Source organism: Frateuria sp. (assembly GCF_035695185.1).
GTDB lineage: Bacteria > Pseudomonadota > Gammaproteobacteria > Xanthomonadales > Rhodanobacteraceae > Frateuria_A.
The window spans coordinates 1-14,918 of record NZ_DASSES010000198.1; the positions used below are offsets into that span (position 1 = coordinate 1).

At 65.2% G+C, this 14,918-nt stretch carries 15 protein-coding genes; 8 read left to right on the forward strand and 7 right to left on the reverse strand.

The window, feature by feature from the left end:
- Positions 1-1,040, forward strand: a 1,040-nt coding sequence (locus VFH59_RS15830) for an ATP-dependent RecD-like DNA helicase (RefSeq protein ID WP_325165873.1), incomplete at its 5' end; no start/stop codon positions are given.
- 138 nt (positions 1,041-1,178) lie between these two features.
- Here the strand turns inward: VFH59_RS15830 and VFH59_RS18515 are convergent.
- The 7 genes from VFH59_RS18515 to VFH59_RS15865 form a co-directional block, all read right to left on the reverse strand.
- Positions 1,179-1,961: a S1 family peptidase gene (locus tag VFH59_RS18515; RefSeq protein ID WP_414655903.1), complete on the reverse strand. Its 783-nt coding sequence runs from the start codon at positions 1,959-1,961 to the stop codon at positions 1,179-1,181.
- Positions 1,962-2,022: 61 nt separating this feature from the next.
- On the reverse strand, positions 2,023-2,721 hold the full coding sequence (locus VFH59_RS15835) for a hypothetical protein (protein ID WP_325165874.1): 699 nt from the start codon (positions 2,719-2,721) through the stop codon (positions 2,023-2,025).
- A gap of 1,073 nt (positions 2,722-3,794) precedes the next feature.
- Positions 3,795-4,172: a response regulator gene (locus VFH59_RS15840; protein WP_325165875.1), complete on the reverse strand. Its 378-nt coding sequence runs from the start codon at positions 4,170-4,172 to the stop codon at positions 3,795-3,797.
- Positions 4,172-5,656: a sensor histidine kinase gene (locus VFH59_RS18520; protein ID WP_414655904.1), complete on the reverse strand. Its 1,485-nt coding sequence runs from the start codon at positions 5,654-5,656 to the stop codon at positions 4,172-4,174. The genes VFH59_RS15840 and VFH59_RS18520 overlap by 1 nt, the downstream gene beginning before the upstream one ends.
- Entirely contained in the window at positions 5,653-6,258 is a 606-nt protein-coding gene (locus VFH59_RS15855) for a YfiR family protein (protein ID WP_325165876.1), read from the reverse strand. The genes VFH59_RS18520 and VFH59_RS15855 overlap by 4 nt, the downstream gene beginning before the upstream one ends.
- A gap of 57 nt (positions 6,259-6,315) precedes the next feature.
- A complete protein-coding gene (locus tag VFH59_RS15860; RefSeq protein WP_325165877.1) occupies positions 6,316-8,247 on the reverse strand; it encodes a TonB-dependent receptor plug domain-containing protein in 1,932 nt (643 codons plus the stop codon).
- A gap of 297 nt (positions 8,248-8,544) precedes the next feature.
- Entirely contained in the window at positions 8,545-9,597 is a 1,053-nt protein-coding gene (locus tag VFH59_RS15865; protein WP_325165878.1) for an NAD(P)-dependent alcohol dehydrogenase, read from the reverse strand.
- Positions 9,598-9,816: 219 nt separating this feature from the next.
- Here VFH59_RS15865 and VFH59_RS15870 point away from each other — a divergent pair, with 219 nt between their 5' ends.
- The 7 genes from VFH59_RS15870 (at position 9,817) to cysW (ending at position 14,828) form a co-directional block, all read left to right on the forward strand.
- Positions 9,817-10,146 (forward strand): metalloregulator ArsR/SmtB family transcription factor, encoded by a 330-nt coding sequence (locus VFH59_RS15870; protein WP_325165879.1) that lies wholly within the window; start codon positions 9,817-9,819, stop codon positions 10,144-10,146.
- A gap of 4 nt (positions 10,147-10,150) precedes the next feature.
- Positions 10,151-10,639, forward strand: coding sequence for an ArsI/CadI family heavy metal resistance metalloenzyme (locus VFH59_RS15875; protein ID WP_325165880.1), 489 nt, complete (start codon positions 10,151-10,153; stop codon positions 10,637-10,639).
- Positions 10,640-10,648: 9 nt separating this feature from the next.
- The gene (locus VFH59_RS15880) at positions 10,649-11,035 is read left to right on the forward strand and encodes an arsenate reductase ArsC (RefSeq protein WP_325165881.1); all 387 of its coding nucleotides are present in this window, start codon (positions 10,649-10,651) and stop codon (positions 11,033-11,035) included.
- A gap of 2 nt (positions 11,036-11,037) precedes the next feature.
- Positions 11,038-11,700, forward strand: a complete 663-nt coding sequence (locus VFH59_RS15885) for an MIP/aquaporin family protein (RefSeq protein WP_325165882.1) — start codon at positions 11,038-11,040, stop codon at positions 11,698-11,700.
- A gap of 446 nt (positions 11,701-12,146) precedes the next feature.
- Positions 12,147-13,145, forward strand: a complete 999-nt coding sequence (locus VFH59_RS15890; RefSeq protein WP_325165883.1) for a sulfate ABC transporter substrate-binding protein — start codon at positions 12,147-12,149, stop codon at positions 13,143-13,145.
- A gap of 1 nt (position 13,146) precedes the next feature.
- Positions 13,147-13,971: a sulfate ABC transporter permease subunit CysT gene (gene cysT, locus VFH59_RS15895; RefSeq protein WP_325165884.1), complete on the forward strand. Its 825-nt coding sequence runs from the start codon at positions 13,147-13,149 to the stop codon at positions 13,969-13,971.
- Entirely contained in the window at positions 13,968-14,828 is an 861-nt protein-coding gene (cysW, locus tag VFH59_RS15900; RefSeq protein ID WP_414655905.1) for a sulfate ABC transporter permease subunit CysW, read from the forward strand. Before cysT ends, cysW begins: the two co-directional genes overlap by 4 nt.
- Positions 14,829-14,918 lie beyond the last annotated feature (90 nt).

Here is a 14,918-nt window from a genome sequence, read left to right on the forward strand (position 1 = left end):
TAAAGCGCAAGGTCCATGCTAAGAACGCGAGCTTTCGCACCATCAGCAGTCACGTTTGCCGAGCGAGCGCGGATCCGGAGTACGACCTGCTCGTAATCGACGAGTGCAGCACCGTCAGCAATGTCGACCTGCTCAAGGTGCTCGAGAAGACGACGTTTAAACTGCTTGTCCTGGTCGGGGACGTGTACCAGATCGAGTCGATCCAGTTCGGCAACTGGTTCTCGATGGCCCGCTTTTTCGTGCCCAAGAGCGCGATCTTCGAGCTCACAACGCCCTTCAGGACCAAGAACCCGGTTCTCCTGTCGTTCTGGGACAAAGTACGCAACGTCGAGAATGACATCGATGAGGTGATCGCCAAGAACGGATATTCCAGCGTGCTGGATCAAACGCTGTTCCAGCGCGTCAGCGACGACGAGATCATCCTGTGCCTCAACTACGACGGCCTATATGGCATCAACAACGTTAATCGCTTCCTTCAGGCAAGTAACCCGACTCCTGCGGTGACATGGCGGGAGGCGACTTACAAGGTCGGAGACCCGGTCCTGTTCAACGAGTCCGAGCGATTTCGGCCCGTGCTCTACAACAATCTCAAAGGCCGTATCGTCGGGATCGAACGCCGCGCCGACGCCGTGCAGTTCGACATCGAGGTCGACCGACCTCTGACCGAGCTCGACGTTATGGGCACCGAACTCGAGTGGATCGAGGGATCGACTGTTCGATTCATCGTCTCGAGCGACGACGCCAGCGACGAGGACGACGATGCCCTGCATACGGTCGTCCCGTTCCAGGTGGCGTATGCGGTCTCCATCCATAAGGCGCAGGGCCTGGAATACAACTCGGTCAAAATCGTCGTCACCAACGCGAACGAGGACGATCTAACCCACAGCATCTTCTATACCGCTGTCACGCGTACCCGCCAGCACCTTCGGATCTTCTGGACCCCGGAGACGCAGCGCAAAGTGGTCGCGCAGCTGCGCCATGCGGCCCACTCAAAGGATGTGCATCTTCTCGCTGCGCGGCGCGGCCTGAAGCCGGTCTGACCGGCTACGTGCGCCGATGCCACAACGTCACAGTTCCAGTAGGTACTGACTAGCCTGACGACGGCGACCAGCTGGCGTCAGCTTCCGGCAACAAGTGGCCACGGAAGCGGCGAAGCGGCCTCGGCTTGAGTTAGGTTCTTAGGTGTCAGCCCACACACGCAGGGGCTGCAGCCCAATCCCGATTGTGCACCCAGAAGGTACAACTATGTTTGGGGCGGCTTCCTGAGATGCAGAGGTAACCGCGCGTCTTGTGATGACTCCGACAGCCTCTCCATGTGCATTGCAAATTGGGCCGCCACTAGCACCGGAATGAATGGAGTTATCAATGTAGAAGAGCTCGATGTGAACCTCTTTGTTCCCAAGATTGGCTTGACCACGGACCAAATGGCCAATGACTCCGCGCTTGATAATCGGGCCGCCTAGATCCGTGAGATACCCCGTATATCCCGACTGCGTAACCTCATTCAAGGCATCCGTACCGCCAGCGATGAGCTCATCCAGTTGGAATGGTGCCGAGAGCTCATCAGAGTAGCCAGCGGCGAATACGATTTCACCGAGTTGAGGGGGGTTTGTGTTAACTACAAGGAATGGAAGGTCCGAGGCAGCTTGCTTCGGTTGAAGGGTTGCGATGTCAACCTGCAGAGGCTTGCTGAATCCCGGGACGCGGATATCCAAGCCACAAGTATTGACGTAATACTCGTGCTGCGCCCTGCCTGGAAACTTGCAAAAGATTCGCTGACCTGGGTCGCGAAAGTCAGATTCAATGATTGGCGTGCGGCCAGTAACGACGTGTGCGGCTGTGATAACTTGGCCAGTGTTAAGAAACGCGAACCCACTACCTTCGCTGATGAGCTCGTTGTCTAGCAGAACGCTTATGTGGCAGCACGCCGCGTTGATAGCTCGATAAAGGTTCTGGTGCATGCTTCCAATCCCTAGTCCTGGGATTAACCGTCGGCGAGGCCGTCCGTCTTAACGCATAACGTTAGGTGGCCGATTTCGGCTGCTTCGCTCTAAGTCTCGCCAAGTGGCCCGATAAAGAGTACCCGCCCATTACTCGTAGTTCTTCTTCAGAGTTGGTGAGGACCGAATAATAGTCGGCGTGGAATGCCTTGTTTGGGGACTCCACGAGACTTTCTATCACCGCAGCAAGAGCAGTGCAGCCGGCCCTAAGGCGCTCAATTTGTATGAAATCGATGTTCTTAAGAGCGTCCGTGAGCGCAATATTCTTATCTGTGCCCTCACTATTCAGCGCCTCCACCCATTGCCCATGGGCAATCCTATTGCGCAGCTGGCTAGGTTCCTCAATGTACCGCCGAAGAAGGCGCTCGATTCGCTGCCTACGGTTGGGAATATCACCGTTTATCGCATTGATGCGGAGAAGGGAGAGTTGTACGGCCTTTCGCCAACCCCCTGAAATTCCCGCGGACTTAACTTGACGCTTAATCTGGTTGATCTCCGCCAGACTGAAGCAGTGTGGCGTGTGAATCAACTTATAGAAGATGGCCTCTGTCCAGCAACTATAAAGAAACGCGAGTGTCTTAGTCTGGACTTCGACTAGCACAGCGTCATTACGGAGGAGCGCTAAATTTAGCACCCGACGGACATGCTTAAAAGCTGTATCCAACTTCCTCACATTGGCAGTCTGCCAATGATAGATTTCAAGTTGCTTGTGGCGATCCATAGGCTTTCCAGGTAGGTAAAGCTTACTCTACTGAATAAGCTTTACCTACCCGGAATCGAACCGGGATTCATGCAATGCATGCGTCTTAGCCATATTAGACGATAGGTGTAAGATGATTATATCACCGCCGGCGTAGCACGACTAGCGGCCAACGCCAGCTCGGATGCAGGTCAGGTATCAACGGTGTCAAGCGCTGCCGGGCGTCGAGTCAAAACCGCATACCGCCTCGGTCACATAGCCAGCGTCCTTTAGAGCACTGTGACGAGGGAGCTCGACCTCCCGACGTCCGCTTAGAATCTAGAGCGGATGTGTTAGCCGCCACAGCGTTCGGCGGAGGCATCTGTGATTGCTGCGAACAGTTGGCGCCATTCGCAGCTGTGTCACCGGAACTCGCGCTACGCCGATCCTGCACTCTCGTCCGGCGGAGGCGAATCGCCGCCACCGCAATCGAGATTCAATCTTTTTCTAGTCACTTCGACATCGTGCTGCAACCTGTAGTGCTCTCGGATCTTGGCCTCAAGAAGCTGCACGTCGAGTGGATCAGCAGCAGCATGCTGCTGATCCTGCAATTGCGCGAGCTGTTCTGCCCACCAAGCCTGATGGAGCTCGGGTAGAAACATCTGGCAAAGCTGGCGCCTAGTTTGCTCGGTGACCTTTGATTTGCTCATGCCGATCCGTTCAGCGAGTGCCTTGCGCTCCGGCGAAGGGGTTGCGCCAGACTGGCGGTGCGCAGAAAGGCAGATCAGAGACAAAGCTCAAGTATGCGCCCAGCGTTGTCGCCAACCAAGTCGCAGGGCGACGAGCTGTCGGTGCGGCCACTCGCACATACTTTTCTGTTCAAGCGATGGATACCGCCCATGCACTCTGCTACCTAACCCACTCATTCACCTAGCCGGTTACTAACTTTGCTACGCGCTGTCCAGCAAAGTACGGGCACGAGTCGCGTCTATGGCACAGGCTTTGATGCTTAACCCTGCACAGATATTCCTGCCATGCCCAGCCGGTCCGCCGGGCGGGTCCCGTCGGGCCCGTTGCCGCCATCCCGCGTCGGGCGGTCGCCCGCGGGGGGACTGTTAGGCCTCCAGCGCCGCCGTCACCATGCCCGGCAGGACCTCCAGCGAGAACGGCTTCTGCAACACCTGGTAGACCACCGACTGCAACGCGGGCGGCAGCGGCGAGGGGGCGTAGCCGGTCATCAGGATGACCTTCAGGCCCGGGCGCAGGGTGCGGGCGGCTTCGGCGACCTGGTAGCCGTCGATATCGGGAAGCTTGATATCGCTGAGCAGGACGTCGATGCGCAGGTCCGACTGCAGGGCCTGCACGCCGGTGGTGCCGTCGCTGGCCTCGACCACGTTGAAACCGGCGTCCTGCAGGCCTTCCATGACCAGTTCGCGCAGGAACGCCTCGTCTTCGACCAGCAGGATGTGGGGGGAGGTGTCGGGAGCAGGCATTACGCTTCCTCGGGGAGGGGATCGCGGGGGGCGCGTGGAAGGATGATGTGGATGGTGGTGCCGCGGCCGGGCTGGCTCTCGATGGTGGCCACGCCGTTGGACTGCTCGACGTAGCCGAGGATGGTGCTGAGCCCCAGGCCGGTGCCCTTGCCCACCGGTTTGGTGGTGAAGAACGGATCGAAGGCCTTGTTGCGAACGTCCTCGCTCATGCCGACGCCGGTGTCGACGACGCACAGGTGCACGTATTCGCCTTCGCCGAGGTCGCCCATCGGGTGTCGCGCGTCGACCTGCACGTCGCTGGTGCCGATGGTGATCTTGCCGCCGTCGGGCATGGCGTCGCGCGCGTTGATGACCAGGTTGAGGATCGCATTCTCCATCTGGTTGGAGTCGCAAAGCACCGGCCACCGCGAGCCGAGCCGGTAGTCGATCTTCCAGCCGGAACCGACCGAATGGTCGAGCAGCGGCTGGATGCTCAGGATCAGCTCATCGAGCTGCAACGACCTTGGCGACAGCGGCTGGCGCCGCGCAAAACTGAGCAGGCGCTGGGTGAGGCTGGCGGCGCGATCGATGCCGTCCTGTGCCATGTCCAGGTAGCGCTGGATCTGGCGATGGCGCACCTGCCGCTGCTCGTACAGCTCGCGTTCCTGCGCCGGCAAGGCGGGCAGGTCGCCGGCGGCGACGCCTTCGCGCTCGAGCTGGACGACGCGCTCGACCGCCGGATCACTCTGCTGCAGGTGCTTCTGCAGGCGGGTAAGGCTGCCGCGGATGATCATCAGCAGGTTGTTGAAATCGTGCGCGACCCCGCCGGACAGCTGGCCGATCGCCTCCATCTTCTGGCTTTGCCGCAACGCTTCCTCGGTGCGCGCGCGGTGTTCCATTTCCGCACTGAGCCGCTCGTTGGCCTTGGCCAGCTCGCGCGCGCGCCGCTCCAGTGCGGCATTGGCGCTGGCCAGCACGCGGTGGGCCACCGCCAGCGCGGAGAGCATCAGCACCGCCATGAGGGTCAGCAGGCCCACGCCGCTGTAGCGCGCCAGCTGCATGATCCAGGGGGTTTCGGCGGCGCGCAGGTAGACGCTGCCGACCGTGGTGCTGCCCTGTTGCGCGGGGACCGCCACCAGCATGGGGTCGCGCGGCAGGTGCCCGGCGTGGGCCAGGCTGTCGGCGATCGGCTCGCTCCCCGGGCGCTGGAAACCGGCGACCTGCCGATGCGCCTCGTTGTACACCGCCGCCGCGTCCAGGCTCGGGTCGAGCATCAGCGCGTTGACGTATTCCTGCGCGGTGGCGCGGTCGTTGAAGGCGATCGCCGCGGTGACGCTGGCGGCCAGGATCCTGGCTTGCACGACCAGCTGCCGATGGTGCTCGGCGCGCGCGGAGTGGTACTGGTAGCCGGCCGCAAGCGCGCCGGCGAGCAGCAGCAGTCCGGCGGCGACCACCGACATCACGGGCCTGAACGCGAAGAGCTGACTGTTGCGGCGCCGCTTCACGACGCCTCCCTCACCGCCAGCGCGAGGTTGAGCAGCTTGGAACTGATGCTGATGTGGTTGCGCGCGGCGGCGCCGGTGTCGATCACGAATCGCACCCGGCCGCGGTCGATGACGAACTGCACGATCCCGCCCTGCCGCGGCGCGGTCGAGTCGATCACGGTGAGCACCGGCTTGCCGCGGACCGCATCGAGGGCCTGCTGGACGCTTTGCGACGTGAGGCGGCTGATGAAGACGATCTGGCATGTCGTTTCCGGCGTGAGCACCTCCACGCGGCGCACCTCGAACGGGTGCGTGCCCAGGCTGCGCCCCGCCACCGCGCGCTCCAGGTAGTCGTCGAACGGATCCTGGCCGGCCACGCAGATGCGGAAGGGCTCGTCCGGCGCGGTGAACGTCGTGGGCGGCCAATTGACGAACGGCGCGAGCTTGTAGAGGTAGGTCGCCTTCACCGCGTACTCCAGCGAGACGTCCGCGGGGACTGCTTGCCGCGGTTGCGGCGAGGCCTCGCAGGTCGCGCAGGCCAGCAGCAGCGCGAGCAGGCAGGCCGAGACCCGCGACCGGTGGCCGGCAAACCGGGCGAGCAGCCCCACCATGGGGGCCCGCAAGACGCTGCCTGGGGTGCGACGGGTGTGGATCGGCATCTCCTGGTGACCGGCAGCGCGTCAGAAGTCCAGGCGCGCGTCGAGCGACACGCTGCGCTCGATACGGTCGGTGGACGGGTATTCCTGGTGCCAGGACTTCAGCAGGTTGTAGCCGCTCAACGAAAGCTCGAGCCTGTCGGTCACCAGCCAGCCCAGCCGCATGTCCAGTTCCACGTAGCCGGGCACCTTCGGGTTGGGCAACGCATCCACCCCGCGCAGGTCGGCGTAGAGGGTCCAGCGATCGGACAGGTTCATCGTCGAGCGCAGAAAGCCCTGGTACTCGGGGTCGTCGCCGGCCTGCGACACGCCGAGCAGGTCGCTGGCGTCAGGCTTGAAACGCAGGCGCTGGCGCTGTGCATTGATGCCGGCGCCCAGCCGCCACCAGTCGCTGACCGCATAGCTGCCCCAGGCCTCCACGCCGTAGGCGTGTCCTTCCATGCCGTTGCCCCACACCAGAGGCAGGCCCGTGGGCGAGAGCTCGATCGTCCTCAGGTCGTCATAGACGTTGTAGTAAAGCGAGACCGACACGGTCGCCCGCGTGGCGACCTGGCCCCGCCAGCCGGCTTCGTAGGCAGTCAGCTTTTCGCGCTTGAACTGCGGATTTCCGGTCACGAAGGTGACCTGCCCCAGCTTCTCGATGACGTCCTCGTCGAATGGCGTGGGCGTGCGCACGGCGCGCGAGGCGGCAGCCCACAGCAGCGTGTTCGCCCCGGGCCTCCAGGACAGCCGCAGGTTGGGCATCAGCGACACGCCCGAGTACGGATCGTCCTCGGCCTTCAGGCCGAGTGTCAGTTGCGTCTGCGGGTTGAACGCCACCTGGTCCTGGATGAAGGCGTTGGCCAAGTGCTGCGTGTCGCTGGAGGGATTCCACAACAGCGAGCTGTCCGCGCCGATGCGCGGCTTGATGTCGTAGCGATAGATGCGGTCGCCCAAGCCCCACAGCCACTGCTGGCGCCTGCCAACGGCGAGGCTGTGCTGCACTTCGAGGTCCAGGGTGTCCAGCGCGAAGCCACTGCCGCCGGCGCTGCTGCTGCGCCGGTGCACGTGGTCGTAGTAGGTCTGCACCTGGACGTCGGAGGTGTCGCTGATGGCATGCCGCCAGCGTGCCAGCACGTCCGCCTCGGTGCTGCGCGCGTCGGGCCCGCCGGGCTGGTCCGTGCGACCGTCGTGCAGGTCGCCCTGCACCATCACGCCGTCCCTCGGGCTGGCGTCCCAGTCCACGCGGAACCCGACCTGGGGATTGTTCCAGCCGTTACGCCCGGGCTGGCCGGCGGCGTTGTCCAGCTCGCGCCGGCGTACCTGCCTGGCGTAGACGCGATAGTGTGCGTCCCTGCCCAGGGCACCGCCATACTGCACGGCCGCGCTGCTTTCCAGGTTGCCCACGCGGACGGCCAGCAGGCCGCCCTGAGTGTCGCCGGCGTTGCGCGTGATGATGTTGATGACGCCGTTGACCGCGTTCGCGCCCCACAGTGCGCCGCCCGGGCCGCTGATGACCTCGATGCGCTCGATGTTCTCCGGCAGCACGAACTGGTCGTCCCAGTACATGCCGGAGAAGATTGGCGAATAGACGCTGCGTCCGTCGATCAGCACCAGGAGCTTGTTCGGGAAATTCTGCGCCGCGTTGTTGCCGCTGAAGCCGCGCGCGGTGATGAGGTAGTTGCTCGGGCTGGTCTGGAACACTTCCAGGTTGGGCGCCAGCCGCAGGATGTCCGGCAGGTTCCGGGCGCCCGAGCGCATGATGTCGTCGTGGCTGATCACGAACACCGCGGCGGGTGACTTGGACAGCGGTTCGGGGGCCTTGGTGACCGATGACACGATGACCCGGGTCAGATCCTCCAGGGACAGGCTGCCGAGATCGGTCGGCTGGGCCGCCGCGCAGGCCACGTCGACGGAGAGCGCCAGCAGGGTCGACACGACGGCGCCGCGCACCAGCGCGCGCCTTCGATGGCTCACGCGCCCACCTCGCGCGGGAATTCCATGTGGGTCATCCTTCCTGGGGCAGTCATCTGACGACATGTTGTTATAGGTGTGGACCGGCCAGGCTGAGCACGGCCAACCAAGCGTAGCCGATCCGCGCCGGGGTACCCCCCATATTGCAGCTCGCCCGGCAGTTTACCGTGAACCGTGTGAGCCGCGTCTCGCCGGGCGCGGGTGGGCCAGGGTCACGCCTGGCAGGTTCCAGCCCTCGCCTATGAGGATCGATGGCGCCGCAGGCGGGACCTGCGACGCGTTGCGCAGGTCCCGGGGTCGCTAGGCGGCCAGCGTGGCGTTGTCGATCACGAAGCGGTACTTCACGTCGCTGCGCTGCATGCGATCGTAGGCCTCGTTGATCTGCTGCGCGGCAATCATCTCGATGTCCGCGACGATGCCGTGCTCGGCGCAGAAGTCGAGCATCTCCTGCGTCTCGGCGATCCCGCCGATCAGCGAGCCGGCGATCGACCGGCGCCCGAAGATCAGCTGGCCGACGTTCGGGCTGGGATGCGCATGCTCCGGCACGCCAACCAGGCACAAGGTGCCGTCGCGTTTCAGCAGGCGGGTATAGGCGTCCAGGTCATGGCTGGCGGCAACCGTGTTGAGGATGAAATCGAAGCTCCCGGCGTGCCTGGCCATGTCGTCGGGATCCTTCGAGATCACGACTTCGTCCGCGCCCAGCGCCAGCGCATCCTGGCGCTTGGACTCGGAGGTGGTGAAGGCAACTGTGTGCGCACCCATCGCATGGGCCAGCTTGATGCCCATGTGGCCCAGCCCGCCGATGCCGACGATGCCGACTTTCTTGCCGGGGCCGGCCCCCCAGTGGCGCAGCGGCGAGTAGGTGGTGATGCCCGCGCACAACAGCGGTGCCACGGCAGCGAGCTGGTCCTGCGGGTGGCGGATCTTCAGCACGAAGCGGTCACTGACGACGATCCGCTGCGAATAGCCGCCCAGCGTGTGGCCGGGGGCGTCGGGCGTCTTGCCGTTGTAGGTGCCGGTGAACCCGTTCTCGCAGAATTGCTCCAGCCCCTCGCCACAGGAGGCGCAATGCTGACAGCTGTCGACCAGGCAGCCGACGCCGACGGTGTCGCCGACCTTGAAGCCGCTCACCTCGCTGCCGACCGCGCTCACATGGCCGACGATCTCGTGGCCGGGCACGCAGGGGTACAGGGTGCCGGCCCATTCGGACCGGACGGTGTGCAGGTCGGAGTGGCAGACGCCGCAGTAGGCGATGTCGATCTGCACATCGTGCGGCCCGGGCGGTCGCCGCTCGATGTCGAGCGCTTGGAGCGGCTTGTCGCTGGCATGGGCGCCATAGGCTTTGGTCTTCATGGACGGTTCCTGTGCAGGTGGGATGCGGGGTCAGCGAGGGACGGTAGCAAAGCGGGCTCAGTTGCTTCCAGGCGGGCCGGCGAGGTACTGCGCGTCGCTGACGTGTTCCATCCAGTCCACCCGCGTTTGGCCTGATCGTCGCGGCGCACCGGGAGGGGCGCTGCCGCCGCGGCGCACTTGACGACAGGGCTTAATTTCCATATTTTTCGAATTATGGAAATGACGCCTGCCCTCGCCGCCCTGAGCGCCCTCGGTCACGAATCACGCCTCACGGCCTTCCGACGGCTGGTGCAGGCCGGGCCCGAGGGCCTGTCCGTCGGCGAACTGCGCGGGCACCTGGACCTGCCGCCGGCCACGCTCACCGCCCACCTCAACGTGCTGCGCGCGGCGGGGCTGGTGCGCGACCAGCGCGAGGGCCGGGTCATCCGTGTGCGCGCCGACTACGCGCAGATGGACGCGCTGATCGCCTACCTCACCGAAAACTGCTGCGCCGGATCGGCCACCTGCGCCCCGTCGCCGACCTGCAAACCCCACCGCAAGGGAACCTGACGCCATGAACCGCTTCCACGTGCACCTGAACGTCGCCGACCTGGCGACCAGCATCCGCTTCTATACCGCGCTGTTCGGTGCCGAGCCGACGGTGCGCAAGGACGACTACGCCAAGTGGATGGTCGAGGATCCGCGCGTCAACTTCGCCATTTCCAGTACCGGCCGCGCGCCGGGCGTCGATCACCTGGGCATCCAGGCCGATAGCGGCGAAGCGCTGGCCGCGCTCGGCCACCGGCTGGACGCGGCCGGTGGCACGCTCGTGCCGGAGGAAGCGACTGTCTGCTGCTATGCCCGCTCGGACAAGCTGTGGACGGAGGACCCGCAAGGCACGCGCTGGGAAACCTTCCACACGCTGGGCGAAGCCACCACGCACCACGGTGGCGAGGCGCCCTGCGCGACCGATGGTGCCAGCTGCAGCCCCGACCTCCGCGCGGTGAAGCCGAAGGTGGCCAAGGGCGGCGCCTGCTGCGCCACCGATTCCGGCTGCTGCTGAGGTGGATCGATGAAAAAGCGCGTCCTGTTCGTCTGCGTGGAAAACGCCAACCGCAGCCAGATGGCCGAGGCCTTTGCGCGCCTCCACGGCGGCGATGCCGTGGAGGCATGCAGCGCGGGTTCCGCGCCGTCCGGCCGCATCAATCCGCGTGCGGTGCAGTTCATGGCCGAGTTGGGCTACGACCTGACCAGGCATGATTCCAAGTCGCTGGATGCGATCGACGGGACGTTCGACGCCGTGGTCACCATGGGCTGTGGCGACCGCTGTCCATGGGTGGCGGCGCGCCGGCGCGAGGACTGGAACCTTCCCGACCCCAAGGAGCTGGACGACGCCGGCTATCGTGCGGTACGCGATGAGATTTCCACCCGTGTGCAGACCTTGCTGGCCTCGCTCTGACCATGCTGACGCGCAAGCTGCTGGCCGAGTTCATCGGCACCGCCCTGCTGCTCGCCGCCGTGGTGGGATCGGGAATCATGGGCGTGATGCTTTCGCCCGGGAACACGGGCGTCGCCCTGCTTGCCAACGCGGCGGCGACGGCGGGCGCACTCTACGTATTGATCGTGCTGTTCGGACCCGTCTCCGGCGCACACTTCAATCCGGTCGTGACGCTTGCAATGTGGCTGCGGAAAGACCTCGGCGGCCGCGAGGCGGCGGCTTACGTGCTGGTGCAGCTGGTCGCGGCGATTGTCGGCGTCCTGCTCGCGCACGCCATGTTCGACCTGCCGCTGCTGCAACCGGGTACGCACGTGCGCAGCGGTGCCGCGCAGTGGCTGAGCGAGGGCGTGGCGGCGTTCGGCCTGCTGCTGACCATCCTGCTCGGGCTGCGGCATCGTCCTGCCGCCGTGCCGGCGTTGGTGGCCAGTTACATCTTCGCGGCGTACTGGTTCACCGCGAGCACTTCGTTCGCCAATCCGGCCGTAACCCTCGCGCGCTCGCTGACCCGAACCTTTGCCGGCATCCGGCCTGCGGACGTGGCCGGGTTTGTTCTGGCGCAGGTCGTCGGCGCGCTCGCCGCCGTGCCGATCGCGGCGAAGCTGGACGCCACCGCCGCGGAAAGCTGAGCGCCCGGAGGACGAGCCGCTTTCCGGGCCTTCCGCGCCGCTCGAAAACCCGTGTTTGTTATTGAAAAGTCGACGGAATTTCCTACGCGAAACGCTACGAATGCCTAGCGGGTGCTTAACGGCAGCTGTGTTGCAGTCCGCCTCGAGTACGCCGATCCGCGAGGTGGAAACCATGTACGACGCACTCGACCTTCGCACCGCCACGCCCGCCGCTGCACGAGCCCGTCGCCGAGGCGCTCGCCGGCGCTTCGCGCGGGAAGCGTTCGATGACCGGGACAGCTCCCGCCATCGCGCGGTTGCGCCGGCCTGATCCGGCGCAACCGCCCCCCCCAAGGGAACCACACCCGACCACGCCAGCCTGCGGCCCCGCCGCCGGAACGGGTGTCTGCGCCTGCGGCGAGGACACTCCGTGCCATGGCCAACGCCACCGTTCGTAGGGAGACTCCATGAAGAAGTTCATTGCGATCTGCGCCGTGCTCGGTACGCTCGCCGCGGGTGCGGTCACGGCAAAAACCGTGACCCTGCTCAACGCGTCCTACGACCCCACGCGGGAGCTCTACCGCGATGCCAACGCCGCCTTCGCCGCGCAGTGGAAGGCACGGCATGGCGACAACGTCACCATCCGCATGTCCCATGGCGGCTCCGGCAAGCAGGCACGTGCGGTGGTCGATGGACTTCCCGCCGACGTGGTGACGCTGGCGCTCGCCCACGACATCGATGTGCTGGCCGACCGTGGCCTGATGCCCGCTAACTGGCAGCAGCGCCTGCCGGACAACAGCGCCCCCTACACCTCGACCATCGTGTTCCTGGTGCGCAAGGGCAACCCGAAGAAGATCCGCGACTGGTCCGATCTGGTGCGCCCCGGCGTGCAGGTGATCACGCCCAATCCCAGGACCTCCGGCGGCGCGCGCTGGAACTTCCTGGCGGCCTGGGGCTACGCGCTCAAGCAGCCCGGCGGCGACGAGGCCAAGGCCAGGGCGTTCGTGCACGCGCTGTACAGGCACGTGCCGGTGCTCGACACCGGCGCCCGCGGGGCCACCAATACCTTCGTCCAGCGTGGCATCGGTGACGTGTTGCTGGCATGGGAGAACGAGGCGATCCTCGCCCGACAGGAGATGGGCGGCGCCGACGTGGAGATCGTGGTGCCGTCGATGAGCATCCTGGCCGAGCCCACGGTCGCGGTGGTCGACCGGAACGTGGACAGGCACGGCACCCGCGCGGTGGCCGAGGCGTACCTGAAGTTCCTCTATTCGCCGCAGGGGCAGGAGATCGCGGCGAAGAATCACTATCGCCCGCGCTCGCCGCAGGTGATGGCGAAGTATGCGAATCAGTTTCCCAAGGTGCACCTGTTCACGCTCAAGGACACGTTCGGCAATTGGAGCCAGGTGAACATCAGGTTCTTCGCCGATGGCGCGATCTTCGACCAGATCGGACCGGGGACGTGACATGCGACGACGCATCCTTCCCGGCTTCAACCTGAGCCTCGGCTACTCGCTCACCTACCTGGGGCTGATCGTGTTGCTGCCGTTGGCGGCACTGGCCTGGAAAGCTTCCGGCCTGGGGCTGGGCGGCCTCATCGAGTTGTTGCGGGTGCCACGCACGCTGGCGGCGCTCAAGCTCAGTTTCGGTGGCGCAATGCTGGCGGCGGCGATCAACCTGGTGGTCGGCCTGCTGGTGGCGTGGGTGCTGGTCCGCTACCGCTTCCCGGGCCGTCGCCTGTTCGACGCGGTGGTCGATCTGCCCTTCGCGCTGCCCACGGCGGTGGCCGGCATCGCACTCACCGCGCTGTACGCGCCCAACGGCTGGATCGGAAAGTGGCTGGCGGTGCTCGACATCAAGGTCGCCTACACGCCGTGGGGTGTGCTGGTGGCGATGATCTTCGTCGGTTTCCCGTTCGTGGTGCGCACCTTGCAACCGGTGCTGGAAACCCTCGAGCACGAGGTCGAGGAGGCAGCCGAAACGCTGGGCGCCCGGCGCTGGCAGATCTTCCTCAAGGTGATCCTGCCGATGCTGGTGCCGACGTTGCTGACCGGCTTCGCGCTGGCGCTGGCACGCGCGGTCGGCGAGTACGGTTCGGTGATCTTCATCGCCGGCAACATCCCGATGAAGTCGGAGATCGCGCCGCTGCTGATCGTGCAGAGCCTCGAACAGTTCGACTACGCCGGCGCGGCCGCGCTCGGCGTGGCGATGCTGGCGTTCTCGTTCGTGTTGCTGCTGGTGATCACGTTGCTGCAGCGCTGGAGCCGCCGCTGGGCGGAGGTGACGCCGTGAGCGCGCGCCATTCGCGTTCCTTCGGTTGGCCGCGCCTGCTCGGGCGGGCCTTGCTCACGCTCGCCGCCGTAGTGTTCCTGATCGTGTTCCTGCTGCTGCCGCTGTCGACGGTGTTCGTCGAGGCCTTCCGCCAGGGGGTCGGTGCGTTCTTCGCCGCGATCACCCAGGACGAGGCGCGCTCGGCGATCTGGCTGACCGTGCTGGTGGCAGCCATCGCCGTACCGGTGAATCTGGTGTTCGGCATCGCCGCGGCCTGGGTGATGGCGCGCTTCGAGTTCCGCGGCAAGGCGCTGCTCGGCGCTTTCATCGACCTGCCCTTCTCGGTTTCGCCGGTGATTTCCGGGCTGGTCTACGTGCTGCTGTTCGGCGCGCAGGGCTGGTTCGGACCGTGGCTGGAGGCGCATGGCGTGAACGTCATCTTCGCCGTGCCGGGCCTGGTGCTGGCGACGATGTTCATCACCCTGCCGTTCGTCGCGCGCGAACTGATCCCGCTGATGCAGGCGCAGGGCAACGAGGAAGAGGAAGCGGCCCGCGTGCTCGGCGCCAACGGCTGGCAGATGTTCTTCCGCGTGACGCTGCCGAACATCCGCTGGGCGCTGCTCTACGGCGTGCTGCTGTGCAATGCGCGCGCGATGGGCGAGTTCGGCGCGGTGTCGGTGGTGTCCGGGCACATCCGCGGGATGACCACGACCATCCCGCTCGAAGTGGAGATGCGCTACAACGAGTACGACTACGTGGGTGCCTTCGCGGTGGCGTCGCTGCTGGCCTTGCTGGCGCTGGTGACGCTGGCGATCAAGACCGCGCTCGAATGGCGCTATGGCGACGAGATCGCCTCGCACGCGCCGGGTGGTCGGTGATGTCGCCTTTCATCGCACGCATGCAGATGGCGGTCGCGCACAGGTGCGCTCCTGCAGAGGGCCGCGCCCACGCATGCCTCTGTAGGAGCG

Coding starts and splice junctions, on each gene's coding strand:
- VFH59_RS15840 (WP_325165875.1), bottom strand. CDS start 4,172: ATGCCTGCTCCCGACACCTCCCCCCACATCCTGCTGGTCGAAGACGAG.
- VFH59_RS15875 (WP_325165880.1), top strand. CDS start 10,151: ATGAACCGCTTCCACGTGCACCTGAACGTCGCCGACCTGGCGACCAGC.
- cysT (WP_325165884.1), top strand. CDS start 13,147: ATGCGACGACGCATCCTTCCCGGCTTCAACCTGAGCCTCGGCTACTCG.
- VFH59_RS15835 (WP_325165874.1), bottom strand. CDS start 2,721: ATGGATCGCCACAAGCAACTTGAAATCTATCATTGGCAGACTGCCAAT.
- VFH59_RS15885 (WP_325165882.1), top strand. CDS start 11,038: ATGCTGACGCGCAAGCTGCTGGCCGAGTTCATCGGCACCGCCCTGCTG.
- VFH59_RS18515 (WP_414655903.1), bottom strand. CDS start 1,961: ATGCACCAGAACCTTTATCGAGCTATCAACGCGGCGTGCTGCCACATA.
- VFH59_RS15890 (WP_325165883.1), top strand. CDS start 12,147: ATGAAGAAGTTCATTGCGATCTGCGCCGTGCTCGGTACGCTCGCCGCG.
- VFH59_RS15870 (WP_325165879.1), top strand. CDS start 9,817: ATGACGCCTGCCCTCGCCGCCCTGAGCGCCCTCGGTCACGAATCACGC.
- VFH59_RS15880 (WP_325165881.1), top strand. CDS start 10,649: ATGAAAAAGCGCGTCCTGTTCGTCTGCGTGGAAAACGCCAACCGCAGC.
- VFH59_RS15865 (WP_325165878.1), bottom strand. CDS start 9,597: ATGAAGACCAAAGCCTATGGCGCCCATGCCAGCGACAAGCCGCTCCAA.